The organism is Larkinella rosea (genome assembly GCF_003858635.1).
GTDB lineage: Bacteria > Bacteroidota > Bacteroidia > Cytophagales > Spirosomataceae > Larkinella > Larkinella rosea.
In genome coordinates this window covers 267034-291696 of record NZ_RQJO01000015.1, presented here as the reverse complement: position 1 = coordinate 291696, position 24663 = coordinate 267034, and the positions used below count along the sequence as shown (strand labels likewise).

The window sequence follows — 24663 nt, the reverse complement described above, 5'->3', positions numbered from 1 at the left end:
GGCCCTTTGGATACAAATCACTCGCGACACGCGAGCGATAACGGAGATCTACTTCCTTTCGGTAAGAAAAACCAGCGAAAAACTTGCGCAACCGAAAAGTTGCGCTTATATTTGCAACCAATTAGTTGCACATTAGTCGTTCGATGAATGAGAAGAGATGTATTCCAGGCGATTGCCGATCCCACTCGTCGGGCCATTTTGAGCCTGATTGCGTTGCAGGCCATGACGCCCAACGCCCTGGCCGAGCATTTTGACACCAGCCGACAGGCGGTTTCGAAGCACATTAAGATACTGACAGAGTGTGAGTTAGTTAATCAGCAAGTAAATGGCCGGGAGATTTATTACCATTTTAACCCTAAAAAAATGGAGGAGATCGACCACTGGCTTCAGCCGTTCCGAAAGCTTTGGGAAGATCGGTTTAGCCAGTTAGACAACGTATTGCGTACCTTAAACACAAATAAAAATGAAAAGTAACGTCGTAATGAATTTTGTCGTTGACAAGGAAAACAGCAAAGTCTTAGTCGAACGGGAATTTGCCGCACCAGTCGCCAACGTTTGGTCGGCTTTTACCGAAAGTCAGATCCTCGACCAGTGGTGGGCACCCAAACCGTGGCAGGCCAAAACCAAATCGCAGGATTTTCAAGAAGGCGGCACCTGGCTTTATTCGATGGTTGGTCCGGACGGAACCGAACACTGGTCGCTGTTTAATTACGAATCCATCAACCCTCAAAAAAGTTTTGGCGGCCAGGACGCGTTTTGCGACGAAAATGGCGTTGTCAACCCGGACTTTCCGACCTCGAACTGGTCGAATACCTTCAGCGAATCAACCAACGGAACGACGGTTTCCATTGAAATAAATTACCCTAAAACGGCCGATCTGGAAAAGTTCCTCGAAATGGGCTTCAAAGAAGGCTTCACACTGGGTCTGGATCAGCTTGATGACTTGCTGGCTGCCTGAAAATAGCTTGACGAATACGAATTTCTGCCGATTCCCCCTAACTTCGAACATTCGAAGTTAGGGGGAATTTTTATAGAAATGATTGCCCATGTTTCTGACGAAACCGGTTTTTACATCGACAAACTTCACGTGAACAAATTGAAAAATGAAGGCAATCCTTCCCATTTTTATTCTGAACATCATTACGACGCTGGTTTTTGGACAGACTCGAAAACCGTTTGTCCTCGGCGTCATTGAGGAAATAAAATCCGTTGAATTAGCCGAAAACCGGATCCTGAATATCTACCTCCCGCCGGATTATAATCCGGCCGATACAACGAAATACCCGGTGGTTTATTTACTGGACGGCTCGGCCGACGAGGATTTTATTCACATTGTCGGCTTGTATCAATTCAACAATTTCCCGTGGATAAACCGGGTTCCAAAATCGATCATTGTCGGCATTGCAAACGTCGATCGGCGACGGGATTTTACGTTCCCGACCACGATTGAAAAAGACATCAGGAAATTTACCACAGCGGGTCAGTCGGCCCGGTTTATTCGCTTCCTGGAGAAGGAATTACAGCCCTATATTCAAACGAAATACAAAACCAGCACGGCCAGAACCCTCATTGGGCAATCGCTGGGCGGATTACTGGCTACGGAAATCCTGCTAAAAAAACCGACTTTATTTAACCGGTATATCATTATCAGTCCCAGTTTATGGTGGGACAATGGCTCGCTGTTAAACCAGCAATCGGACTTGCTGCAAAAAGCATTTACCCAAAAAACCGGTGTATATATCGGGGTCGGAAAAGAAGGATTGACGCCCGGCGATATTCCGCACGTGATGGAAGTTGATGCGAACCTGCTGGTCGAGAAATTAAACCGGACGGAAAGCAAAACCGTAAGTATTCATTTCGATTATCTGCCCCAGGAAGACCACGCCACCATTACGCACCAGGCGGTTTTTAATGCGTTGCGGCTTTTATATCCGCCCGCCCAGAACCGTTGAAAAACCGCTACATCTGAAAATAGTTGACCGCTTTTGTGCTTTTTGGGGACTTCAGACGAATAATTAAGGAAAAGAAGTTTTAAGGTGGATTCAACGGCCAAATCGGAATTATTTCTTTCGGTTATTCAGGCGAATAAGGGCATCATTTATAAGGTGGCCCATTCGTACTGCGCGGATGCGGAAGACCGGAAAGATCTGGTTCAGGAAATCACGGTGCAATTATGGAAATCATTTGACCGGTATTCCGATGCCTACCAATATTCAACCTGGATTTACCGGATTGCGTTGAACGTGGCCATTTCATTTTACCGAAAAGAAAACCGCCGAAAGCCAATTTCGGAGCCTTTATCAGACGGAATTTTATATTTTCCCGATGCCAGAATTACCGACGAACTGGACGAGAATATCGGTTTTCTACAGCAATTTATTTCAGAATTAAAAGAGCTGGATAAAGCCCTGATGCTGCTGTATCTCGAAGAAAAAAGCCAGAAAGAAATAGCCGAAATTGTTGGCATCACTGAAAGCAACGTTGCGACTAAAATAGGTCGAATTAAACAAGTACTCAAACAGCGGTTTTCAACTTTAAAAGCCTAATTCCGATGGAAGACACGGAAATTATCAATCTCTGGAAAACGTACGGCAACAAACTGGAAGAAAGCCTGTTGATGAACCGGAAAAACACCGCAGACATCACTAAACTGAAAGTACAGTCTTTTCTGGCATCCATGAAACCACTAAAAATTTTCACTATTCTGGTCGGCATCCTGTGGGTTGGTTTTGTGGACATGTTGGTTATCAAACTATGGTCGATTGCCAGCCCGTTTTTCCTCGTATCCGCCGGGATTCAGTCGCTGCTCACCACAATAGTTATCGGCGTTCATATCTATCAACTGGTTCTCATTTATCTGGTGGATATCAACGAGCCGATTGTGGCAACGCAGAACAAACTAGCGCGGTTGAAGTCATCGACGATTTGGGTTACCCGGCTACTTTTTCTCCAATTCCCGGTCTGGACAACGTTTTATTGGAGCGAAAACGCGTTCCGAAGCGGATCGCTTGCGTATCTGTACATCAATGGGCTGGTCACGTTTGCCTTTACCAGCCTTGCGGTTTGGCTCTTTGTCAACATCAAAGCTGAAAACAGGAATAAAAAGTGGTTCCGATTGATTTTTGAAGGAAAAGAATGGACGCCGGTGATTAAATCAATGGAGCTTTTGAGCCAGATTGAAGACTATCAGGTTGAGAATGAAACCGCTCGCAATGGCAAATAAAAATCACTCCACAACCCCGGTTCCTAAGTTGTTCGAACCGCTGCTGACATCCAGCCAGAAACCGTTGACAAACACGTACCGCAGCTGATTGCCCCGGCGCAACAGAAAGGTCGGAATCCGGCCGGTTTGCACGGGCCGAACGGCGGAGGTGGTGGGTTGAAGCAGGTGAACCGGCGCAAGATGAGTCGTCGCCCGCGACGAATTTGCCAGCCGAAACGTGGTGACGCCCTGCTGCAGCAGCGAATCCAGCTTGTATTTAGTCAGATCGGCCAGCGAACGCAGCGTATCGGTATGAATCAGGCCCGGCGAAACCGTCAAACCGGTTGCGTCGACTTCCTCAATTCCAAAAAAGGTGGACAAATCGCCAAAATCCTCGATGATGCTGCGATACCCGAACGTGGCCGCATTGCCGACATTGACTTCGTAGCGATTGATGCCAATATCGACCGTCACCGGTTTTCCACCCCGCATCATCTGCGCGTTTCGTACCAGTACATCGAACAGATACCGCTCATTTTCCGGAATGGTGTTGTATTCCGAACGGGATTCTGCCTGGTAAGAGTCCGTCGCGATGGCCTTCAGCGATGAAAGAATGGCCACGTAATTCAGTTTGCGAATAAACTGTTTTTCAGGATCGTTCGGATAACCGCCCGATTCGATCAGGACCAGCGTCGTTCCCCATTTCTGGATATTGTCGCCGAACGCCCGCGGCTCGAATTCGTCGGAAAACCGCCCGACGCCACCCGGAATAAACTGCTGCAAAACCCGGTTCATGCCCACGATCAACTGCATCGAACGCTCCCGCACAGGATTGATGCTCCGGGCTTGGTCGAAAGCCGTCGCCAGAAACGAAATAGTGGCCTGTTTGGGCGTTGGACCGGCGCTGTAACGGGTATTCTGGTCGTGCAGATTAAACCCAACGAGCGGTTTCAGCGATTGCTGCAGTCCTTTTAAAATCACTGACTCCGGCGATTGCAGCCGCAGCGCATCGCGATTCAGATCGATGTCCAGCGCATTCCGGCGCTGATACCGTTCGGCGCCGTCGGGGTTCAGCATCGGGACGAAATAAAGCGTCGTTTCGGCCAGCAGTTGCTTTTTGAAATCGTCAAACGAACCGTCGGCGCGGAGCAGATTGAAAATATCGAAAATTGCCATCGTGGCCGAAGGCTCGTCGCCGTGCATCTGCGACCACAGCAACACCTTGCGTGGGCCGTTTCCCACTTTGATCATCTGAATAGGCCGCTTTTCCACTGATTCGCCCACTTTCGTGACCTCAAACCGGCGATCGGTTTTCAGTTGATCGATCAGCGGCAGCATATCGGTTTGTTTAAACCGCCGGTGCGTCAGCGCGGTTTCGCGAAAGGTATCGTACGTATCGAATAAATCCCGGGAAAAAGCCAGATCCTGGCTGTATGCAGTGGTCATTAGCAACAAATTAAATGCAAAGATGGTGAGGGATGTAGAAGATTTCAACATGGTATGAAGGTGATGATCTTAAAAATCCCGGTTAAAAATCAGGGCCGACCGAGGTACAAACCCGCCAGTGAGGCCAGTAAACACAGCACCACATTCAGGACTACGTTCGAGGCTGCCGCCCACCAGCGACCGGTTTGCATCAGGAACAGGGTGTCGGTGCTAAAGGTCGAAAAGGTACTGAAACCGCCACAAAAACCGACGCCGATCAGAAGGCGGTAGGTCTCGCGACCGGAGGCCCGGGCCGTCAGCCAGCCGACCAGGAATCCCAGAATCAGGCTGGCAACGACGTTGACAATGAGCGTAGAGGTTGGATACGTCGTTTTCAACAACGGCTGCACGTACCGACTGACGCCATACCGCGCCACGCTGCCGAGCCCTCCGCCCAAAAAAACCAGCCAAAACGGATTCGTCATCATTTCTATCAAATCAGGCTGTAAAAATAGCCGGTTTTTGGCGAAAAAGTCTATTATTGTAGAATGACACCCACTGAATCCAACCGTTCCTCCCAACTTCTGCGCCTTTTGGGCGTCGGCTTCGGCGTTGCCGTCACCATTGGCGGCACCATCGGCACCGGCATTCTCCGCCGACCGGGGACGATCGCGCAGGAACTGGGACACCCTTCGCTCGCGCTGCTGGTCTGGGCGCTGGTGGGCGTTTACGCGCTGATTGGCTCGCTGCAAGTGATCGAACTGGGCACAATGATCCCGAAAGCCGGAGCCTGGTACGTGTTTGCGCGCCGGGCTTTCGGCGATTACGTCGGTTTTCTGATCGGCATTAGCAGCTGGCTGGGCAGCATTGCGGCCATGGCGTTCGGAGCGGCTGTCATGGGCGAATACATCGCGTTGCTGATCCCGAATCTTTCAGCCTATATCAAATGGATGGCGATTGGCATTCTGCTGGCTTTTACGGCGTTTCACCTGATTGGCGTCCGGCTTGCCAGCAAGGCGCAGGAAGTCATGAGTTTCATCAAAGCCCTTGGTTTACTGGCGTTTGTGATCGTTTGTTTTGTTTATACGCCCGACGAACCGCTGCAATTTTCTGCGGATAATACCCTGCCCATTCAGGGTTCGCTGCTGGTCGGGATTCTGGCGGCTTTGCAATCGGTTTTTTACACCTACGACGGCTGGCACACGGCGGCTTATTTCACCGAAGAAGACATTAATCCCAACAAAAACCTGCCACGCTCGATGATGATCGGCGTTTTGCTGATTATCGCCATTTACCTGCTGGTCAATCTGGCGTTGTTTCACGTGCTGCCCATCGAACAACTGGCGACATCGAAACTTCCGGCCGCCGACGCCATTCAGGCGCTGTATGGCCCCGCCAGTGCGAAGGTGGTGACGCTCCTGCTCATGATTTCGATCATGGGGATTATCAACGCCCAGATCATGTTCAACCCGCGCGTGTTGTTCGCCATCAGCCGCGACGGCCTGTTCTCCCGGTATTTTACCCGCGTCAACACCGGCGGAACGCCAGCCCCGGCCATGTTTCTGACCGTCGGCATGTCGATTCTGATGATTGTCACCGGCACCTACAACAAACTGTCGGATGTGGCTTCCTTCTTTTTTGTGCTCTGTTACGCAGCGGCTTTTGCCTCGCTGATTCGGCTGCGAAAAACCGCCCCGGATTTGACCCGCCCGGTTCTGGCCTGGGGCTATCCCGTGACGACCTGGCTGATGCTGGTGGCTTCGCTGGCTTTTCTGGTGGGTGTCATTTACAGCGACCTCTACAGCAGCGCCTACGCCGTCGGTTTTATCATCCTGAGTTATCCGCTGTTTCGGCTGGTCAGGCGATTGAATCGCTGAAATACCCACTATCAAAAAACCGCCTTTTCCAAAAACCGGTACCGACTCTGTTTTCGCTTACAATCCCTGCTCATTGGCAAACTGAATCAGTTCGGCCACGTTGCTAATGCCGAGTTTGAAATAGATATTCTTCCGGTGTGTTTTAACGGTTTCAACCGACAGGAAAACCCGTTCGGCGATTTCGGGTGTGGCCAGACCCTGTTTCATTAACACAATGATTTCCAGTTCGCGGGGAGACAGTTTAAATCGTTTGATAAATTCGTCGTCTTCGTGCAGGCTCCGGCGCTTCCCGTTCAGTTTCGGGTCGAAATACGGTTTTCCTTCCACCACACTTTTCAGGCAGGCAAGCAACTCCTCCCGCGAAGCACTTTTCAGCAGGTAGCCGGAAATGCCGATGTTTTTTAGCTCATCAACAAATTTCTGATAACTGTACATGGAAATGATCACGATCCGAATCTGCGGAAACTCCCGGACGACCTGCCGGGCAATCTCCAGACCATTGCGGTTGGGCAGATTAATGTCCAGCAAAACAAGCTCCGGGTTTACTTTGTGAATGGCCGGAATAACATCGTTTCCGGTATAAACCTGATCGACAACCTTAAACCGGGTTTCGTCCGACAGCAACAGTGTGCGCAAACCGTCGTTGAACAACTGATGATCGTCGGCAATCAGAATGGTAATTGGTTTGTCAGGAATCATACATTTACGAATGGATGGGCACTTCCAGGGTCACGGTGGTTCCCCGCTCGCCGGAATCGACCGCTAATTTCGACTTTAGATACGTCACGCGGGAGTCAATATTACGCAGCCCAATACCGGCGGGCTTATTTTGCCTGGCAGCCGCGTAGCCCCGGCCGTCGTCTTCGACTAATAAAGATACCTGTTCCGGGTAAAAAATCAACTGAATCGTAACCTGCCGCGCTTTGGCGTGTTTGATGGCATTCTGGATGAGTTCAACCGCAATCCGATAGATCGTCAACTCAATTTCGTTGTCGAACCGGCGCTGTTCCCCGTAGGTAATAAACAGAAAGTCAATTCCGGAATTGGCTTCGGCCCGGTTTACGGTTTCCGAAAGCGCTTCGGTCAGCCCAAGCCGGGCAAACTCCGGCGGCATCAGGTTGTGGGAGATGTGACGCAGGTCGCGCAGGGCTTTTTCCATCAGCCCGATCGGCTGGGATAACGCATCGGTACGTTGATGCACGATTTCCATCTGCCCTTTAATGGCGGACAAAGTAGCTCCCAGATCGTCGTGTAAATCAGCCGCCAGCCGATGCCGTTCGCCTTCCTGCGCCTGCAAAACCTGCTTCATCTCGTGCCGTTGTCGACGCAGTTTCGTCCTTGTGTACAGTTGGATACCCATACCGGCCAGCAGGAGCAGAAACAAAGCCGCCGTTAGTCGAAACCAGGTCGTTTGCCACCAGGGTGGATGAATAATGACATTGACCTGCGTTCCCGTTTCATTCCAGACGCCATCGTTGTTCGACCCTTTCACCCGAAAAACGTACGTTCCCGGATCAAGGCCGGTATAGCTGGCATACCGTCGCGAGCCACTGTAAACCCAATCTTTTTCCAACCCGACCAGCCGGTACGCATACTGATTTTTGGACGGAACCGCATAGTCCAGGGCTGCGAATTCAAAGGAGAAAAAGTTTTCATCGTACTTAAACTCCAGGGTTTTCGCATCCACTGCATCGGAGAGCGGTTTATCAACTAATTTGACCTGCGTAATGACGATGGGAGGACGATGGCGGTTGGTGGTTAGCAGCCGGGGATCGAACAGGGTGAATCCATTGACCCCGCCAAAGTACAACAATCCGCTTTTTCCCCGAAAATGGGCTTTTCGAAACCCGTCGTGAAGCAATCCATCACTGACATCGTAATTAACAATGCGCCGGTTTGCCAACGAAAACCGGGAAAGCCCTTTGGACGTACCCAACCACAATTGCCCTTCCCCATCTTCTTCCATCGAAAAAATGGAATTGTCGGCCAGTCCATCGGCTTGTGTAAAAGCCTGAAAATGTGCCGTTTCATAATCAAACCGGCACAAACCACCCCCCAAAGTCCCGAACCAGAGATTTCCTTTCGAATCCTGGAAAATGCTCTGAACCGCATCCGACGTAATGCTGCCTGGTTTGCGACGATCCGGGCGGTAATGCGTAAACTGCCCGGTTTTGCGATCCAACCGATTCAGCGCCACGCTGCCGGTGCCCACCCAAAAATTTCCCCGCTTATCTTCGAGCAACGCGATTGCCCAGGGATCGGCGATGCCTTGCGCGTTTTTCGGATCGTAGGCGTAGTGCGTAACCGCTCCCGTCTTTCTGTCGAAACTCTTAACTCCATTTGCCGTACCCAGCCAAATCAGGCCCTGTCGGTCTTCGTAAAGCGTGAAAATGGCAGTATTGCCGCCCAGCCCCGGATAGCGGACGGTGTCTTGCGAGACAAACTTGAATTCGCCGGTTTTCCGGTTGAACAAAGTTAAATCGCCCCGGCTGCCTACCCATAAATTACCATCCCGATCTTCGAGCAACGCATTGACGGGGGGCGGATTTTTAGGGTTGTCGGTTTTAAGTCGATAATGCGTAAAAAGACCCGTACTTCTGTCAAACCGGTCCAAACCCGCACCCGTACCGATCCAGACCGTTCCCGACTGATCCTCCAGAATGCCATCGACATACTTATTGCTCAGGGAAGACCGCGGAGGGGGTAGCGGTCGGTAATGCTGAAAAGGCTGCTGCCGGGGATTGGCCTTGTCGACGCCTTCGCCCCAAACGCTGGCCCACAACAAACCCGCCCGGTCGACCAGCAGGGCAATGACAAAATTACCGCTTAAACTCAGCGGATCAGTTGGGTCGTGCACGACCTGCGTGAATTCATTCCGCTCCGCGTTAAGCCGAAACAGGCCGTTGCTGTTGGTGCTTATCCAGAGATTTCCCTGCCGGTCTTCGGTCAAATGGCGGAAATCGCGGTTAATAGCCGCATTGACGGACGCCGATGGATTTACCTCGTACGAAAAAAGTTTAAACGTTCCGCTCTTTGGGTTGAACTGGCTCAACCCGCTTTCGGTACTCACCCAGAGCATGCCGACCCGGTCTTCGTAAATTTCCCGCACCCGATCATGACTGAGCCTTTGGGGATCGGCAGGGTCATGGCGATAAGTAGTAAAATTGACCTCGACCGGTTTTCCGGCCTGGGCCGGTTTTACGTTCATCCGGTGTAGGCCCTGTTGGCTGCCCACCCAAATGGTTCCCGTTTTATCGCGGCAGACGGCATTGATCTGTGCGGGTTTGTTCGCTTGCGCCAATAGCGTTGCATAATTAAACCGGGAGTACATGCCGGTCCGCTTGTCGAACCTTCGCAATTCGGCTCCCCCGTTCGCAATCCACAAATGCCCCGCCAGATCTTCGACCAGGGCGTGCACGGTTCCCTGGGTAAGATTCCGGGAATCAAGACCGTAACAGGTAAATTTTTCGGTGTGTTTGTCGAATTTACAAATGCCCTGCCCCATCATTCCCATCCAGATCAGCCCTTCTTTGTCCTCCATCAACTGAATTACGGCATTGCCCGCCAGTGAGGTGGAATCGCCCGGGACTTTCCGGTATGTCGTAAAGGCATAGCCATCGTATTTACTCAGGCCATTGTCGGTCGCGAACCACAGATAGCCCTGCCGGTCCTGAAGCATCGCATAAACCACATTGTTGGAAAGACCCTGATCAATGGTCAGGTGGTCGAACCGGAGCTGACGGATTGTCTGAGCCTGGCTCCATAAGCCCCCGCCCCCGGTGAGCAATAGTAACAACGCTATAAATCCCGCGCGATTCATGGTAGCGTTTTTTGAGCGTTAAAGGCCGTCGTTGCAATGAACACAGAAATACCTCTCTAAAATACCCCAAAAGGGGTATAGGCCCCCTGAGCATAGCGCCGGAAATTTACGGAAAAATAGGAGCAGATTCTACTCACCTGATTGATTGATAACCGACTTATAACGATGAAAAATAAAGCACTAACGGTTTTATCGGTGGATTTAAACAGTTACAAAACGCATCCACCCCTTTTGGTGATTAGCGCGTCCGCGGAAATGGCGCACGGCGGTTATCTGCGGGCCTACCTGGTGCCCTACGTTTACATCACTCCGCCCATCGACGGCATCTGGGATTTTGATTTCGTGGGCGAATACCCCGACAATGGCGTCAGGACGGATGTCATCACGATCGCCATCGCGGAACCCTTCTTGTGGAAAGATTATCCGCGCGGGGTGCGGGGCATACGGATTCATGGTTCGCTGAATAAACTGACGCGCTTGATTTCCCAAAAATCGGAAGTCCTGTTCTCGGTGGACGGCGGGGATTTGCCAAGGGGAATTTAAGCAGTCATCGCGATCGAAAAAACCGCTTTGCTACGCTTCTATCCTGAACATTTCAACCTGTCTGTCAGCCAATTGACTAAAATAGTTCATTAACATACCTGTCCCGGTTAAACATGTAAAATTGTGAAAAAGCGTACCTTAGTTGCCGTATTGATGTTGGTTGCTTCCGTTTCTTTCGGTCAGGAAGAAACGGAAAAAATTGTTGAACCACTCGATTTCTATTTATTCGGCGGAACAAACATCGATCCGCTGGGAGATAAAAAAGTAACCAGTGCTTCGTTCGAATTGATCAAACGGTTGAATTTCTCCGATAAAGTGAAAGGACGGTTTAGTCTGTACACCAATAAAAATGCCATTTCCGATTCGGTTATTTTCCAGACCCGCTACTTTTCACCGGATGTAAAAAATGGGTTAAAAGAAGGAGAAAGTACCATTTATACGCAAAAATACGACGTATCGGTCGCTCGAAACATTCGGGCCTGGGGCGGTTATTTTAATTTGATGCGGGAATTTGATCTTTCAAACCACACGTCAATCAGTCCGTTTTTTGGCATTGAATTCACCTATCGCGAGCAAACGGGAGCACCCCAAATCAAGAATTCAGCGGTTATTGATTCAACGGTTTATACCAAGGATTTTCCAAAGGATAAAGTCATCAGTACGTTGCCCATTACGTCTGACCGGACTATTATTCCTACCCGAAAGCTCTACCAGACGTTTTTCAACTTCGGGGTGGTTTTCGAAAGTTTTACAAAAAACTGCGAATTCTATTTACAGCCTTCGGTTGGCTTTGCCAGTGTTTTTGAAACGATTGGAAGTCCGGCCAACCGGGCCATTGACTATAAATCCCAACGATTCGTGTCGTTGCGGGGAATGATCCGAGCGGTTCCTTCCAATATTATTATTGCCGGCGATTTGAAGTCGTTCGGCCGTGGAAATCTGTTCTTTAACATGTCCATCGGTTTACCGATCGACATCGCGAGTCTGGTCAAAAAGTAGCTGGTTACCGACGAACTTCACACCAGTTTCACGCGCTGAATAAGGGCTTTCACCGGTTCGGGCGATAACACCCGGACCGTGTGTTCCACATCCAGCGGAATATCCACATAATCTCCCGCCGAAAGCCGGACGGTTTCGCCACCGATCCGGCATTCGCATTCGCCTTCCAGAATCAGAAAACTTTCGAGTTCGTCGTGGTGATCTTCGGGCTTTACTTCTACTTTTGTCCAGAGAATAAATTGGGTCACTTTCTCATTCTCCCGCAGCGGATGCACATAGAGGTTCCGGTAGTCGTGGGTTGGCTGAAAGGCCGCGATGGTGCGCTGCCACTGATCGGCGTCGGAATATACGTTGATGAGCGGCAGGTCATTTAAATCAAAAACCGGTGATTCGCCCAGCCCGGCCAGAATGCGGTTTTTCAGGTTTTTAGTTGGCGTAACCGTCTCGTGATCAGCACTCTGAAGCTCCTGTATCCGCTGATCAATCGCCCGCTGAACGACCGGATATAAACGCGCCATTCGTTCCACTTCCCGCCTTTCGTCGGGCAGAAGAAGTCCAAGACCGTATTCATCCAGTATTCCCGAGTTAATAAAATCCTGCACCTTACTCATGCCCTAAAAAAATAAAACCCGCTTTTTCCAGCGATTCACTGCGAAATCCGGTTATAAATGAAAACGAATATACGTTAAAATTATTAAGAATAAATTTTAGTCTCCGCATGCGACTAACCGTCACGCCCGAGAGCCTTCTGGAATGGATCGCTCTCAAAATCAACCTGGTACCCTTGCCACTGTTGCACGCCCAGATTTTCCCAATCGTTGGCAAAGCGGTTCTCGAAGCGGCCGATAAAGGTATTTTTGACGCGGTTCATGCCGGAAAGCAGACCGTTGAAGAAATCGCGGTGGAGTGTCAGCTACACCCGAAAGCCCTGCGGGAACTCATGGGGTTGCTAACGGTTCTGGGCTATTTCCGATGCCACGAAGGCCGGTATACGCTGACCCGCATCAGCCGACGCTGGCTGCTGAAAAACAACGAAGAGTCGGTTTTTGGGATGATGGTGTTCAATAACCGGGTGGTCTGGCCGTGGCTCGATCAGTTGGGAAAGTATCTGCAAACCGGGGAAGGCATTCAGTACCACGATCACCTGACGACCCAGCAATGGGCGTATTACCAGCAGGCCATGGTGGCAGCAACCAGCACGGAAGCGAAGGAGTTTGGCCGAAAAGCCCCCGTTCCGAAAACCGCCACGCACATGCTCGATATTGGGGGCTCGCACGGCCAGCATTCAGTGGCCTTATGCCGCAAAATGCCCCATCTCCAGGCGGTTATTCTGGATCTGCCCCAGGCCATCGAGCAGGCGGCTCCGTTGTTGGCGCGCGCAGGCATGGGCGATCGGGTCCGGCATCAGGCGGGTAACGCGCTGACGGACGATTTCGGAGAAAACCGCTATGACATTGTGTTGATGTCGAGTCTGGCACACCATTTTTCGGATAAACAAAACCGGGAGGTGGCCCGGAAAGTGGCAAAAGCGCTCAAACCGGGCGGTGTCTACATTGTCAACGAGTTTATCCGACCCGAGTCCGACGGAGAAGCGGGCGCAGTGGGCACCAATCTGGTGGGCAGCAGCATGGATCTGTTTTACGGATTAACCAGTACGGCGGGCAATTATTCCATCCGCGAGATTCAATCCTGGCAAACCGCTGCGGGACTGAAACCGTTCAAAGTAAAAACGTATCTATCGATTCCGGGCCGGGCAATGGTGGCCGCTAAAAAATAAAAACACCTGATTGTCAGGTGGTTTTCAAAGGCTACGTCGAATCTTTCGGGGTCTTGGCCAGCTTTTGCAGCCACTTCAGGCCCTGTTCTTTCAAATCATTCTTGGCGCGTTTCACTACGGCATCCTTCACCTCATTGACGGTTTGCCCACCGAGGAATTTGAACTGCGGTTTTTTGTAATTTCCGCCGAGGGCAAAATCGACTTTAGCCCGATCGACATTGCCCAGCGGCTGACCCGTCAGCGACGAAAACGCATTGGCAAACTGAACGCCCGCTTTTCCGGTCGGCACATCCAGTTTCAGCGTGTATTTCAGATCGCCTTCCAGCGAATTCGAGCCCGAAACCGTCACGATATTGTCTTTCACTTTTACGTCGAACGGCCGGATCGACACAAAACCGTTTTTCACTTCGACTTTCATTAACAGGTCTTTGAAATTCGGATTTCGAAGATCGGTCAGCTTCGTTTTCTCAAAAAGCCGCTCCAGAACAGGATTGTTTTTCAAGGTGGCCTGCACAATCTCGACCAGACCATTGCCTGTTAAACTGTTCAGATCCGGCATCATATCCGGTTCCAGCCGCCCGTCGACGGCAAATTTGCTTGAAAATCGCCCGATCACGTACTGCGCCAGCGGAAAAATGACTTTCGCCAGCGTCAGGTGTTTATAAGCTTGCGAAACCTCCGCGTTGGCAATATCGATATCGAATGCGAAACGCGGTTTTGCCAGATTTGTGGGGTCATACGTTCCGTTGGTAACAAACTGCCCACCCAGCGAATTGAACGTTACCTTTTTCATCTGCAACGCCCCATCGGCCAGTTCGAGCTGACCTTTGATGTTGTTCAACGGCATTTTGTCATACACCGCCTGATCGACGTTCGCATTCATCGTAAACCGGATATTTTTCGGAAGTTCAATCACCGATGGTTGGGCGGTTTTGGCCTGAGGTTGTGAATCATCGGTTATCCATTCGTTGATATTCAGGCGATTGGCCCGAACGTTCAGCGTGCCTTCCAGCGGCTGGTTGTCGTCCAGCAAAAAAGGCATGTAATTACTCAGAAAACCGTCGGCGGTGAACTGGCTCGTGCCGAGCAAGCCGTTGGCCTGTTCAACGGTCAGTTTTCCGGGCGACAGATGCAATCGGGCGGTGTTTAGCGTCAGTCCCTGCGGCAGGCTTTCGCCTTTATAACTGAGTTTGGTAATGGCCATCGTTCCACTCGTGGGCAGCCGGTCATACCGCTTCGCTTTGGCATCCGAAAGCTGGCCTTTCGTTTCAATGTTTGCATCGATCAAGCCGGCGAGTTTCGTTCCTTCTACCGGAAAAATCCGGGTTAAATTCGTCAGGTCCAGCCGTCCTTTGGCGGTAATATCGTACGAATAATCGTCGAAATTCTGCACCCAGCCTTTCGCCTGAAACGGATCACCGGCCAGCTTCAATTGCAGGTTGGCAATGTCGACGCGGGTATCAGTCAGGTTTCCCGTCCGGTTTGTCAAACTTGCCACGGCGTTAATCCCATTGATTGGTTCCGGAACCTTCATGGACTTGACAAACCCGTTCTGTAGCCGCATCAGTGCATCGACGACCGGGAATCGGTTGGCAGTTTTATCGTAAACGCCTTTGGCTTTCACATTCAAATCGGCCAGCCCCCGCAACGTCAGGCTGTCGATCGGGAACAACTGCGTCAATTCTTCCAGGTTCAGTTTGGCCGTTACGTCCGCATCGACCACCGATCGCGTCAGTCCTTTCAGCAAAACCCGGCCGCGAACCGGATTATGCCCCAGATCGGCCGCCAGTTTTTTCAGGTTAATAACCGTATTGGTCAGCTGGTCGGTCGAATTCGAGACGGTCAGATCCAACCCAATGTGTTCCACTGCCGACGCCAGATTCGGGTACTTAAACCGCCCGTCGTTCACCGCCAGATTCAGCAAAAAAGCCGGGATTTGTTTTCCGTTGTAACTACCTTTCACTTTTCCATCAAAGCGAACCGTTCCGTCGGCGTCGATGCCCTGAAACCGCTCGGAGTAGATGCCGGGCACGAGCGACAGCAGATTTTTGAAATCACTTTCGGGCGAACGATACGTCAGATCAAATCGCATCGACGTATCCGTCGGCATTGCACCAGTTGAAATCGAGCCGTTTAATTCGATGGGTAAATCGTTTAAACGGATGCGGTTTTCGGCAAATGTATAAACCGCCTTTTCAAAATCGGCCCGCAGTTTCATATCGGAATCCAGCTTTTTGTCGCTCAGGTATTCCATTCCATCGTACGAAACCGTGATCCGTTCCGCTTTTGTATTGAGCGCCAGATCCGCAATTTCAGCCGACAAACTGCCGCTGCCCGAATGGTTGACCGTTTCCAGCCGAACGGTTAGCGGCAGGCTCTGATCTTCGTACCGAATCAGGCCGTTTTTTATCTCCCATTCGTCGATATCGAGCGTAAAAGCCGTCTGACTCGTATCGGCCTTTTCCGGTCCATCGCTTTCAGCGGCTTTATAAATATCGTAATTGGCGCGCCCGTCGCGCAGGAGTTTGACCAGAATCCGGGGTTGATCGAGGTAAACGCCGTTCAGTTTCAGTTTATCACCCGAAACCGCACTCAGCAAATTGACCGACATTTCAAAAGCGCGGACGCTGAGCAAGGTGTCGCCCCGGAACGGCGACTGCCCGACAATGCTGAGCGAATCGGTTTGAAGCGTCAGGTTGGGAAAATGACGAAGCAGCGATAAACTGACCTTTTCCGGCCGAAAAGAGACGTGGGCATTTAGCCGGTTATTCAGTTCCTGCTGAAGCCGGGTTACAATTTTATCCCGAAAAAACATCGGCACAATCCAGGCCGTCAGGAGTAAAACGCCCAGCACCGATGCAGTGATGATCCCGGTTTTTTTCATGCTAATTGCTTGTGTTCTATTTATATAGGACAAACAAAAGCCAAAAAAGTTTGAATAATTTCCGGGGAGGTCTTACCCGATCACCAGTTTTTCGATGAGCAGAATAAACAAATGAATGACTTTGATGTGTACTTCCTGGATGCGGTCGGCGTAGCCAAAATGCGGCACCCGGATTTCAACGTCGGCGGTTCCGGCCAGCTTGCCGCCGTCTTTCCCCGTCAGCAAAACCACCTGCATGTTCCGTTGCCGGGCGGCTTCCACGGCCCGGATGATGTTGCCCGAATTACCGCTCGTGCTGATGCCCAGCAACACGTCGCCCGCGTTGCCCAACCCTTCGATAAACCGCGAAAACACAAAATCATAGCCGTAGTCATTGCCCACGCAGCTGAGGTGGCTGGAATCGGAAATGGCGATAGCCGCCAGCGCCCGCCGTTCGTCGCGGTACCGGCCCGAAAGCTCTTCGGCAAAGTGCATGGCGTCGCAATGCGAACCGCCGTTGCCGCAGGAAATGATTTTATGCCCTTTTTGCAGCGCTTCGGCCATCAGCCGGGCGGCTTTTTCGATGGCAGCAATCTGGTTGGGGTCGTTCAGAAAGGCATCGAGAACCGAGCGGGCTTCGGTCAGTTCCTGACGAATGGTTTGTTCAAGCATGGCATGCAAGTGGTTAACGCGTTGTTAGTGAGCCGGTTTGCAGAAAAATAAACCCTCAACTCAAAAACCGCTGCGCAATTTCTAGAGAACTAACGTCCGGTAGGGCAGGTTCCAGCGCAGCGCAAAAGAAGCAGATGACGTATTGTATTTCAGTCGTTCGAGCTGACTATCACTCTTGCGGACAATTTGCTGAAAGTCGATAAACAGGTTGTGTTTGAGCATGTATGAGACGCGCACATCGCCGTAGGAAACCAGCGTTTTACGCCCCTGACCAATGTGATGCCCCGCTCCCAGCGGCTGATCCGGCCATTCGATGCGGCTTTCGTAATTTTGCAGGAGATTGCCGCCGTAATTGCGATTAGGCGGATCGACGCCGTAACTCATCAGACCAAACGTACCGGTAATGGTAAACCGGTTGGCGGGTTGATACCGCACAATGGCCAGCCCTTCGATGAAATTCGCCCCAAGCGGGTGCGCCAGCGGCTGGTTGTAATTCACGTAATTGGTCTGGCCCGACCGGTGGGAATACGTATAGGGCCGGGCCAGATTCATTTCGCCCTGAATATCGAGATTGGGAATATCGAATGCGTCGATGTACTTAAAACCGGCCTGAATCGCGTATTTATTCGTCCATGACCCATTGGCGGCTTTCAATTCGCTGAACTTGAATTCATCAAACATCAGCTGGCTGTAAATCATATAATGCCGCGCAAAATTGGCTTTGAAATCAAAGCCCACCAGCGCATTGTCGGCACTGCCCCGGTACGATTCGATGAAGCGGTAAAAGATAACCGGATTAAAATAGTTCAATTCGAGCTGGCTGCGACTGAACACTTCGGCTTCAAATACACCCAGGTTGATGTGTTTACCAAGGTTCACACTCAGGTGGTGAATCGCGGCATATTTCTGCGGATTCAACTGCTCGTACGTACCGGGCGGAATTTGGCTGTTTTGAAATTCCGTCAGCAAATTCGTGTATTGAAACCGCCCCAGCTGGGTGCTGATTTTTAGAAATAAATAGGGTGAACTGTTATCCGATAACAACAGGGAACGGTAGCCATTACCAAAAAAATTACGGTCATGCCCAAACTGAACATTGATAATCTTCAACGCATTGAAGGTAATATACCCTCTGGCCGCCAGAAAATCCGCTCCCGGAAAAGCGGAACGTTTCGCTGCAATTTTCTTGACGAATCCTTCAAACGGCGCAAATCCCAGCTCTGAATTGGTGGTGTACTGAGCACCATATTCTCCAATAAACCGGGGGTACAGAATCTGATTATCGGACAGATACGTATAAAAGCTCAACCGTTTCCCAATACTCCCCCGGATTTCAAGACCGCGTGTATTGACGTAGGGATTGAACGAAGCTCCTTCTGCTCCGGTATTGTTTTCGGCGCCATAACCAAAGTTGATAACCGGGCTGACGTGAACGTCAAAATCCGCGTTTTCGTAGCTATAGAAGTCATTTTTCTTTTTATAAAATGTTCCTAAAGCACGTCGACTGTCGCCCACCTGTTTCTGGCTACCCCGTAATTCGGTCGTTAGTAACTGTAATAGAGGAAGAGAATCGGGATACGTTTTGGGAACCCACTCCCAGCTATCGTCGCGCAGGTAGCGAAGCGTAAAGCGATCGACGGGGGATAACCGGACATGCGAGTCGGCCAGAATACTGTCGGTGAGCTGCACGACGGCCTGGCGGGTATACGGTTTTATGGTACTGTGAAAACTGGTTGACCATTCGCCTTTTTTGATTTCAAGACGGTCAATCAGGTGGTAATAATCAGCATTTAAAGGTATCTTTTGACTTTGTGCCTGTATCGACCCCGACCTTAGCAAAACAAAAGCTATCCCGATTGTAAAAAAAGTCCTCATTGGAAGCTTCACACGGACAACACCTGGACCGTTGTCTAAATAACACATTCTGAATTCGATGCACAAATTAGGGAAAGGGTTTGGATTATCCGACACATTCCCTTTAAATTACGTTGAAAAAGCCCCTATGTTTGTTTTCGCCGACCATCCCTCAATTGCCGACCAGTTTATTGCCGAACTCCGTGATGTTACCATTCAGAAAGATCAGATGCGTTTTCGGCGAAATCTGGAGCGACTAGGTGAACTGATGGCCTACGAAATATCCAAATCGATGTCGTTTCAGATCGCGAAAGTAAAAACGCCACTAGGGGTTGCACCGACGCCCCTGATCAAGACGCCACCGGTTCTGGCCACCATTCTGCGGGCCAGCTTACCGTTCCACCAGGGCTTTCTGAATTATTTCGACCGGGCCGAAAATGCGTTTATTGGCGCTTATCGCGGTTATCTGCCGGTTGGTGAAGAGTTTGAAGTAGCGATGGATTACATTTCCAGCCCCGACCTGAGCGGAAAAACCGTTATTCTGATGGACCCAATGCTGGCCACGGGCCGGTCGCTGGAGAAGGTTTACCACGCCCTGCTGCGGTTTGGAACACCGGCTAAAACCCACATTGCCGCCGTTCTGGCCAGCCCGGAAGGCGTGCGGTACGTTCAGGAAAAAATGCCGCAATGTCACCTCTGGCTGGGAGCCATCGATGAGCGGCTGAATTCGCATTATTACATCGTTCCGGGTTTGGGCGACGCGGGCGATCTGGCATTTGGCGAGAAAATCTGATCAGAATCCCTCCTTTTTCTCGTCGGCTTTTTCCTTCTTCTTTTCAACTACTTTCTTCGGTGCGTCTTTCGTAGCCGCAGCTTTTGGTTGCGGTTTCGGTTTTTCCCGGGTTTTATATTGATCCATGTACCGGTCCGTAAACTGGGTTTTCTCGAAAACATCGGCTGGTACAATGGACAAGGCCGATTTGCCGCCATTTTTGCCACCTGCCATAATGCGATCGTTCAGCTCCTGATCGGAGGTCAGCAAGGCCAGCTGGGCCGTTGCGCCCCCGCCCGACTTATAATCCCAGTAAAACCAGATGTCCGGCGATGCTTCCAGGTAAATCGTCGCTTCGTCGCCCCCGTCGTGTTTTCTGATTTCGACAAAACCTTCCATTTCGGCGTTGATATCGACATTATCGATGTTCGATACGCCAATTGACCCGACGCTGTAGAGCGCGTTGTATTTTTCCGACCAACGCAGGTTGACGTTCGAGAGCACCAGCGAAGCCGCAAATTTGGGAGCTGCCTGCGTAATCGAAACGTGCTGGTTCTGCGCTTTTACGCGATAAACGTCCGTTGCTTTCTGCCCAATAAGAGCCGCTAGTTTCGCCGTTAAGCGGTCGAGGTCATCATCGGCAGGTTCGTCATTTTTTTCGTCCAAATTCGCCTTCACGATTTTGTCAGCAATGGCGGCATTGACCGGCTGCGGAATCGGCAGGGCAAAACCGACCAGCGCATTCAGCCGCATTGTCGAGCTGTCCACCTGCGCGCGGCCCGTTCCGGCGGCAAAAACCAGGTTGTTCGGCGTCGAACCGGTCATTCCGGTATTCATCAGATTCACCGGCCCCTGAAAATTCATAACACCCGAAGCATCGTTGAACGTAAAAGCACCTTCGACATCCTCCAGACCGGCGGCATCTTTCTTCACAATCCGGAAAACCTTCTCTTTTTCGTCGTAGGTCATCACGCCCGTCGCGCGGAACAGATCGTCATCCTTATCGCTTTCTTTGGTCGATAAAAACGTCGGATACAGTCCGGCGCTGCCGCCACCCCGGAAATGCAAACCGGCGGTTAATGGCTGATTACCGTCATTTTTCAGGGTTTGATCGACTTTAATACTGAATGTTTCGCCAATTTTTTCCTTCATCGGAATCCAGTCGCTCACCAGCTTGGGCCGTTTTTTCAGCGCAATTTTAATGGCTCCTTCCAGCTTCAGATCCTGTTCGGGTGCCATCATCGTAATGCTGCCTTTAAACGCTACTTTAGGGGCCAGCGTTACATTGTCCCGCTCGTCGACGTCGGCGCGGGCCACGGTATAATACGTTTTGGCCAGTTCACTACCGTTTTTACCTTTTCGTCCAGCCGTTCGCGAATTGGACGCCAGTGCCACCGGAGCGGCTTCCTTCAGCTCAAAACTCCCCATCTTGATGTTGGCCGTATCGCCTTTCGCAGCTGCAAACTGGTAAATGGCATCCCCCGCAAACCGGGTTCTTGATTGAATCTGAATGTTACCGCCTTTCAGTTTATGGAACAAACTGGTTGTATCCAATTCCAGCCGGGCGTTTTTGAGCGGCAACATCTCGCCGTTTCGTTTGATCGTAATTAACCCTTTTTCGGGATAAATCCGGGCGTCGGCCGAGGTTACATACGGTACTCCGCTGATGTTCAGCGTGGCTTTGTCTACGTCATAAACCGCCGAAGCGCCGTTGAACGTCAAGCCCTCCTGCTCTTCCGCCGTGGCCGTGAACGTTGACGTCTTGGCCGCTTTCATCGTAATGGTTTTGGCCGCAATGTTCCACTGCGCCTTGCTGATCGACGTTTTATAAGCCGCATTCGGGAATTCCAGGCTCGACATCAGCGTGTCGCTGAATGAATTGGCCGCCGAATTGTTGGTGGCAATGGTCACCACGCCTTTAACCTGGTTGAAATCCAGATCGACTTTCGTACCCAACAGCATCGGTTTGGTCGCCGTGCCCTGCTTATCTGCCATGACGCGGAACTGGGCGTTTCCGGCCGTAAAGCCTTCTTTGTTAAACTTGATGTTTTCAGACTGGGCTTCCGAATCCGTCCGTTTTACCGTCCCCTTTCCAAACAAACCGCTCGAACGCATGACCAGATCGCCCGCCAGATTCGTGGTGCCGTTGTAAAAACTAAAGTGATCGGCTTTGGTCGAAATTTTCATACTGTCGGCCTTCGGAAACCACTTCATGACGTAGTTTTTGAGGTTAACCGCCGGAAAATAAGCTTTTCCAACGAGCCCTTCCTTGATTTGCCCCGACTCGCCCGATGCCAGAACCGAGTCCGGCGTCATCAGAATATCTTTGGCGGGTAAGGATGCGTTTAAGTGCGAAATAACGCCTTCGGCACGCAATCCCTTCTTATCCATCACCAATTTGCCCGTAAACTTCAAGTTACCTTTTCCGCCGTAAATCGGATAGCCAGCCGCCGGAGCCGTGTGCTCAAAACCCAGCGAATTGTCGGGCATCGACTTCAATGTCGTTTTAATAGGCGGGAAAATACCGTCGGAAAAGAACGTTCCATCGAACGCAATGTCACCTTTGCCCAAACTGTCGTTATCCACCGCCGGGACTTTGAAGTATACTTTTTTGTTATAAACCAGACTTCCGCGATTGGGCTGGTTGAAATAAACCGTCATCCCTTCGGGCATTAAAAGACGCTGGGTCGTTTTCTTATCCTTCTGTCGTCCCGATTTATTGCCTTTATCGGCCAGGAAAACCGTCCCCGGTTTTTCGTATTGAATATCACCGCCAATCTCCTGATTCTTTCCCTGTGGGGTAAAGGTGATGGAGTCGATTTTGGTCATGTTCATCGAAAACTGGTCGTAATTGAAACCCAGGTCACGGCCCGTGTACCGCATGTTACCGGATTTCAATTGTCCCGTCAGCGTGAACGCCCGGTTTTTACCGATGCGCAGGGTTTTGTCCGTCGGAACGGCGGTAATTTTCAACGAATCACTGATGCTGAATTTCTCAACGCCCCGAATGGTCAGAAATTTATCCGTCAGATTGATGGTCGCGTTGGTTGTGCTGTCATTGGACGGATAGGTCGAGCGAATCAGAAAGTTGTCGTAATCTTTTTTGTGGGCGTTGGCCAAAACGTACAGTACGCCTTTCCGGCTCAGCCGCATTTCTTCCGATTTGGGGTCCATGTCGATGTAACCCAACGCCATCATCCGATTCAGGACGTTGCGCATGATTGACGGGTTCATTTTGGCGTAAATCGCCAGATCGTCCGCAAAAAACGTTTGTGTTTTCTTCGTTGTGATGTAATTGGCCGCTAGTTGCAAGGGATGAAAACCGAAGTCGGCGGACATGCCCGCGTAGCGTTCAGGATAGAAAAAATCAAACGACTCAAACCGGACCGGTACTTCTTTTTTCGCTCCAAGCTGGTAAAAATCAACCTTTTGGCGCGGTAAATCCCAGCGAACGATTTCGGGCTGGATGTAGAATTTATGGTAGCTGTCGCTGAAATACGTGTCGGAATACCCCGACTTTTCGGCCTTGCTCAGGCGGGCAATACCGGTTTCGCGGTCATACCGGAAGGCAACGCCCGGATGGTACAGCGTATCGGCGGCATCAATGTAACCGGTGAACGAAACCAATGGACTTGAAATTACCGAGTCAGCAAACTCAAACCGCTTGCTGCTGGCTTTAAACGCCGGTTTCCCTTTAAAACTGACTTGCAGCAACGAGGGTTGACCGTTGGCCGCCGAACCGAATAACTTGGTGCCGACCAGCGCAATACCGCCTTTGTACGTAATGCCATTGCCCAGATTACTGAGCACGACATCGTTCGACCACGACATAAACCGCGGATACGTCGGCGCCTGCCGGGCCACCCGTTTTTTACTGTCAAATTCAAACGTTCCCTTGATGGGTTTGGCGAGCGGCTTGAACGTCAGCAGGACGTCGTCGGCAGTAATTTTAGGATTGGCAACGGCAAACGCGTAGTCGGCCAGGGTGACGAACGTCTCCGGTTGGCCCGCCGACTCCCACGAAAACGAACCACCTTTCCCGACCCACATGCCGTCTTTCAACAATAACGCGCCATCGGTTTTCTTCACCACAACGGAATCGTTTGCTGTGGTCATGACTAAATCCACTCCTTTTATTTCCACCAACGGCCCGGCCAGCACCGGAATCGGTTTCCGATCGACGGACGACATCAAGGGAACGACTTTCCCGCTGGAATCAACGGGTAAATCCCAGCCATCCGAATCGCCTGGTTTGGAAACCGGCGTTTTTTTGGCGGCAAGCGTGTCGGCGTTTGAAGTGGGCGCAGGGGCGTTTGGATCGGCAAAACGAAGCGTAAAGGTGCCGCCGTTGGCGTAGAGCTTATTGTAATTGTTGGTGTACAAAAACCGCTTTTCGGCAAACACCCGAATGGTTTCCAGGACTTTTGACAGATTTTTTGGATCGTATTTTTCGAACGATTTTTCGGCAATGGTCAGGTAATTGTCCACTTCGGCCGGGCTCACCTGCTGCGTAACGAGCAATTGATACAAGGCTTCGTAAAACGGCGCAAACTGCTGCACCGGCTGGTAGCGCTTGGCGTTCAACTTCCGGCTCAGGGCAATGACACGCTCTTTCTGGGGAGCCGATAACCGGTTTTCGGTGAACAGCGTCTCCAGGTTTTTCTCGGCTTTCTGGGTATAAGCCCCGCCCGCGTTCATCAGTTTTTGCAAATCCGTCAGAAACTGCTCGGGACTCTCCGACAGCTTGACGGTTTGCGCCGTCGCCACCGTTGCCAGCAGCAGGATTACGGATAGAATGCTGTATACCTTGTTCATAATTTTGTACGTACCCACGGACTTTAGTCCGTGATATCTGTTCC

Annotated in this window: 19 protein-coding genes; 10 read left to right on the top strand and 9 right to left on the bottom strand. The window is 51.0% G+C overall.

Annotated features, from left to right (window positions below):
- The first annotated feature begins 147 nt into the window (after window positions 1-147).
- The 5 genes from EHT25_RS27650 (at window position 148) to EHT25_RS27630 (ending at window position 3223) form a co-directional block, all read left to right on the top strand.
- Window positions 148-474 (top strand): ArsR/SmtB family transcription factor, encoded by a 327-nt coding sequence (locus tag EHT25_RS27650; RefSeq protein ID WP_124878605.1) that lies wholly within the window; start codon window positions 148-150, stop codon window positions 472-474.
- Complete coding sequence (locus EHT25_RS27645) at window positions 464-958, top strand: SRPBCC family protein (protein ID WP_124878604.1); 495 nt, start codon at window positions 464-466, stop codon at window positions 956-958. Before EHT25_RS27650 ends, EHT25_RS27645 begins: the two co-directional genes overlap by 11 nt.
- Window positions 959-1103: 145 nt before the next feature.
- Complete coding sequence (locus tag EHT25_RS27640; RefSeq protein ID WP_124878603.1) at window positions 1104-1952, top strand: alpha/beta hydrolase; 849 nt, start codon at window positions 1104-1106, stop codon at window positions 1950-1952.
- A gap of 84 nt (window positions 1953-2036) precedes the next feature.
- On the top strand, window positions 2037-2546 hold the full coding sequence (locus EHT25_RS27635; RefSeq protein WP_124878602.1) for an RNA polymerase sigma factor: 510 nt from the start codon (window positions 2037-2039) through the stop codon (window positions 2544-2546).
- Window positions 2547-2551: 5 nt separating this feature from the next.
- The gene (locus EHT25_RS27630; RefSeq protein ID WP_124878601.1) at window positions 2552-3223 is read left to right on the top strand and encodes a hypothetical protein; all 672 of its coding nucleotides are present in this window, start codon (window positions 2552-2554) and stop codon (window positions 3221-3223) included.
- A gap of 3 nt (window positions 3224-3226) precedes the next feature.
- Here EHT25_RS27630 and EHT25_RS27625 read toward each other — a convergent pair whose 3' ends face one another.
- Complete coding sequence (locus tag EHT25_RS27625) at window positions 3227-4648, bottom strand: M14 family metallopeptidase (RefSeq protein ID WP_124878600.1); 1422 nt, start codon at window positions 4646-4648, stop codon at window positions 3227-3229.
- Between the two features lie 89 nt (window positions 4649-4737).
- Window positions 4738-5115, bottom strand: a complete 378-nt coding sequence (crcB, locus tag EHT25_RS27620; protein ID WP_229311817.1) for a fluoride efflux transporter CrcB — start codon at window positions 5113-5115, stop codon at window positions 4738-4740.
- 60 nt (window positions 5116-5175) lie between these two features.
- Between crcB and EHT25_RS27615 the strand changes: the two genes are divergently transcribed.
- Window positions 5176-6504, top strand: coding sequence for an APC family permease (locus tag EHT25_RS27615; protein ID WP_124878599.1), 1329 nt, complete (start codon window positions 5176-5178; stop codon window positions 6502-6504).
- 57 nt (window positions 6505-6561) lie between these two features.
- Here the strand turns inward: EHT25_RS27615 and EHT25_RS27610 are convergent, their stop codons facing one another.
- Together EHT25_RS27610 and EHT25_RS27605 are read right to left on the bottom strand one after the other, a co-directional pair.
- Complete coding sequence (locus EHT25_RS27610; RefSeq protein WP_124878598.1) at window positions 6562-7203, bottom strand: response regulator; 642 nt, start codon at window positions 7201-7203, stop codon at window positions 6562-6564.
- A gap of 4 nt (window positions 7204-7207) precedes the next feature.
- Complete coding sequence (locus tag EHT25_RS27605; protein ID WP_124878597.1) at window positions 7208-10324, bottom strand: sensor histidine kinase; 3117 nt, start codon at window positions 10322-10324, stop codon at window positions 7208-7210.
- A gap of 165 nt (window positions 10325-10489) precedes the next feature.
- Here EHT25_RS27605 and EHT25_RS27600 point away from each other — a divergent pair, with 165 nt between their 5' ends.
- Together EHT25_RS27600 and EHT25_RS27595 are read left to right on the top strand one after the other, a co-directional pair.
- Window positions 10490-10867 (top strand): hypothetical protein, encoded by a 378-nt coding sequence (locus EHT25_RS27600; protein WP_124878596.1) that lies wholly within the window; start codon window positions 10490-10492, stop codon window positions 10865-10867.
- Between the two features lie 123 nt (window positions 10868-10990).
- On the top strand, window positions 10991-11866 hold the full coding sequence (locus EHT25_RS27595) for a hypothetical protein (RefSeq protein ID WP_124878595.1): 876 nt from the start codon (window positions 10991-10993) through the stop codon (window positions 11864-11866).
- A 17-nt stretch (window positions 11867-11883) separates the two neighbouring features.
- On the opposite strand, the gene EHT25_RS27590 is transcribed toward EHT25_RS27595, so the two are convergent.
- Window positions 11884-12477 (bottom strand): cupin domain-containing protein, encoded by a 594-nt coding sequence (locus EHT25_RS27590; RefSeq protein ID WP_124878594.1) that lies wholly within the window; start codon window positions 12475-12477, stop codon window positions 11884-11886.
- Window positions 12478-12584: 107 nt separating this feature from the next.
- On the opposite strand from EHT25_RS27590, the gene EHT25_RS27585 reads away from it, so the two are divergent.
- Window positions 12585-13643, top strand: a complete 1059-nt coding sequence (locus EHT25_RS27585) for a class I SAM-dependent methyltransferase (protein WP_124878593.1) — start codon at window positions 12585-12587, stop codon at window positions 13641-13643.
- 31 nt (window positions 13644-13674) lie between these two features.
- Here the strand turns inward: EHT25_RS27585 and EHT25_RS27580 are convergent, their stop codons facing one another.
- From EHT25_RS27580 to EHT25_RS27570, 3 genes are all read right to left on the bottom strand, one after another.
- Entirely contained in the window at window positions 13675-16527 is a 2853-nt protein-coding gene (locus tag EHT25_RS27580; protein ID WP_124878592.1) for an AsmA family protein, read from the bottom strand.
- Window positions 16528-16599: 72 nt separating this feature from the next.
- The gene (gene lpcA, locus EHT25_RS27575; protein ID WP_124878591.1) at window positions 16600-17178 is read right to left on the bottom strand and encodes a D-sedoheptulose 7-phosphate isomerase; all 579 of its coding nucleotides are present in this window, start codon (window positions 17176-17178) and stop codon (window positions 16600-16602) included.
- A gap of 81 nt (window positions 17179-17259) precedes the next feature.
- The gene (locus EHT25_RS27570) at window positions 17260-18867 is read right to left on the bottom strand and encodes a hypothetical protein (protein ID WP_229311816.1); all 1608 of its coding nucleotides are present in this window, start codon (window positions 18865-18867) and stop codon (window positions 17260-17262) included.
- Window positions 18868-19180: 313 nt separating this feature from the next.
- On the opposite strand from EHT25_RS27570, the gene upp reads away from it, so the two are divergent.
- Entirely contained in the window at window positions 19181-19825 is a 645-nt protein-coding gene (upp, locus tag EHT25_RS27565; RefSeq protein ID WP_124878589.1) for a uracil phosphoribosyltransferase, read from the top strand.
- Here upp and EHT25_RS27560 read toward each other — a convergent pair whose 3' ends face one another.
- Window positions 19826-24619 (bottom strand): hypothetical protein, encoded by a 4794-nt coding sequence (locus EHT25_RS27560; RefSeq protein WP_124878588.1) that lies wholly within the window; start codon window positions 24617-24619, stop codon window positions 19826-19828.
- Window positions 24620-24663 lie beyond the last annotated feature (44 nt).

Excerpts from the sequence above, each read along its gene's own strand:
- EHT25_RS27650 (WP_124878605.1), top strand. The coding sequence starts at position 148 with ATGAGAAGAGATGTATTCCAGGCGATTGCCGATCCCACTCGTCGGGCC.
- EHT25_RS27645 (WP_124878604.1), top strand. The coding sequence starts at position 464 with ATGAAAAGTAACGTCGTAATGAATTTTGTCGTTGACAAGGAAAACAGC.
- EHT25_RS27640 (WP_124878603.1), top strand. The coding sequence starts at position 1,104 with ATGAAGGCAATCCTTCCCATTTTTATTCTGAACATCATTACGACGCTG.
- EHT25_RS27630 (WP_124878601.1), top strand. The coding sequence starts at position 2,552 with ATGGAAGACACGGAAATTATCAATCTCTGGAAAACGTACGGCAACAAA.
- EHT25_RS27625 (WP_124878600.1), bottom strand. The coding sequence starts at position 4,648 with ATGACCACTGCATACAGCCAGGATCTGGCTTTTTCCCGGGATTTATTC.
- crcB (WP_229311817.1), bottom strand. The coding sequence starts at position 5,115 with ATGATGACGAATCCGTTTTGGCTGGTTTTTTTGGGCGGAGGGCTCGGC.
- EHT25_RS27615 (WP_124878599.1), top strand. The coding sequence starts at position 5,176 with ATGACACCCACTGAATCCAACCGTTCCTCCCAACTTCTGCGCCTTTTG.
- EHT25_RS27610 (WP_124878598.1), bottom strand. The coding sequence starts at position 7,203 with ATGATTCCTGACAAACCAATTACCATTCTGATTGCCGACGATCATCAG.
- EHT25_RS27605 (WP_124878597.1), bottom strand. The coding sequence starts at position 10,324 with ATGAATCGCGCGGGATTTATAGCGTTGTTACTATTGCTCACCGGGGGC.
- EHT25_RS27600 (WP_124878596.1), top strand. The coding sequence starts at position 10,490 with ATGAAAAATAAAGCACTAACGGTTTTATCGGTGGATTTAAACAGTTAC.
- EHT25_RS27590 (WP_124878594.1), bottom strand. The coding sequence starts at position 12,477 with ATGAGTAAGGTGCAGGATTTTATTAACTCGGGAATACTGGATGAATAC.
- EHT25_RS27585 (WP_124878593.1), top strand. The coding sequence starts at position 12,585 with ATGCGACTAACCGTCACGCCCGAGAGCCTTCTGGAATGGATCGCTCTC.
- EHT25_RS27580 (WP_124878592.1), bottom strand. The coding sequence starts at position 16,527 with ATGAAAAAAACCGGGATCATCACTGCATCGGTGCTGGGCGTTTTACTC.
- lpcA (WP_124878591.1), bottom strand. The coding sequence starts at position 17,178 with ATGCTTGAACAAACCATTCGTCAGGAACTGACCGAAGCCCGCTCGGTT.
- upp (WP_124878589.1), top strand. The coding sequence starts at position 19,181 with ATGTTTGTTTTCGCCGACCATCCCTCAATTGCCGACCAGTTTATTGCC.
- EHT25_RS27560 (WP_124878588.1), bottom strand. The coding sequence starts at position 24,619 with ATGAACAAGGTATACAGCATTCTATCCGTAATCCTGCTGCTGGCAACG.